1 protein-coding gene is annotated in these 1,336 nt (G+C 40.9%); it reads right to left on the bottom strand.

The features are described 5' to 3' along the window. Nucleotides 1–87: 87 nt before the first annotated feature. Nucleotides 88–1,080 (bottom strand): IS110 family RNA-guided transposase, encoded by a 993-nt coding sequence (locus tag E5331_RS20050; RefSeq protein WP_123483483.1) that lies wholly within the window; start codon nucleotides 1,078–1,080, stop codon nucleotides 88–90. Nucleotides 1,081–1,336: the final 256 nt, after the last annotated feature.

Here is a 1,336-nt window from a genome sequence, read left to right on the forward strand (position 1 = left end):
CCGTGTTTACTCTGATATCACCAAGGACTCAAGTGTTAAAATTGTAGGAATATTATGTTAAAATTTATAAATACATGTATTTGATAATTATTTCTGCAATTTTAATCTTGGATCTCTTGATATGTATAGAGGATCGTATGTCTTCCCCGTCCTTATCAAGGCATAGAGTATCTTCAGCAGACGGTTGGCAATATTGTTCATCACGATAAAGAAGTGCTTCTTCTCCACTTCTAATTTTTTCATCTTGTAGACATGCATTTTCTCAAAATATGTGGCGGCAGACTGGGCGCACATGAACAATAACGTCTTCAGTTCCTTGTCTCCGAATCTGGAGACGTGATTGCCTTTATCAGATTTTCCCGTAGCGTTCGGGAAGGGGGCAATACCTGCCAAAGATGCGCATTTACGTGCAGTGGCAACGCGCTTGAAATTGTCGGTCTTTATGATGAGTTCCGTTGCAGTAACCTTCCCTATGCCGGGCACGCTACATGCAATCTCGGCGCTCTTCCTCAGGCTCTCATCATTGTCTATCAACTTCTGCATCTCTTGTTCGATATTGGACAAAGCCTTATCCAGCTCTGCCACCATCTGTTCCTTGATCCTGACGGCAACCTCACACTGCATGGGGCGATGTTTATCTCCGGACAGTATAGTGTACAGCTGTTTACGTTGTTGGACAAGCAACCGGCGCGTTGAGTACAGTTCTTTAAGTTTGTAGATTGATTCTGACGGGAACCCTGTTACAGTCAGTTTATCGATATAACGTTCCCCATACTCCCGAATCAATGCAGCGTCATTACTGTCACTCTTCCCTTTTACCAGTCCGCTACTGTGCTTTATCTCATAGCCCGGGACATATGAAATCCTCACTCCATGGATATTTGCGAGATACAACAGGAGATCGCCATACACGCCTGTGTACTCCGCAACTAACCAGGCATTATCGGGGAGAGTCTCCAGGAACTTCTCAATCTGGTTACGTGTGTTCCTTACTATTTTATGACACACACGTCCATTTTCATTTAAGAAATTGACATCAAATTTTTCAGATGCCAGATCTATTCCGTAAATTTGTACCATATTTTATTATTTGGAAGGAATCTCCAATTCCAAACGGCCAATACTATGATAATAAAATAAGTAATTGACATCTTTAAATTACTCTCTGGCTTTAGTTTGGGAAATAATGTCGTACCTGAAACACGGATAAGATTTTATCTAGCTCTTGGCTTAGGCTAACGCGACATTAGGAGGTTCTTCCTTTTTTGTTAAATTTTTTAATATTTGTATCTACAAAGATAGTATTTTCTTTGCGAATGCAAAACTAATAGCTCTC

Source organism: Lepagella muris (assembly GCF_004793975.1).
GTDB lineage: Bacteria > Bacteroidota > Bacteroidia > Bacteroidales > Muribaculaceae > Lepagella > Lepagella muris.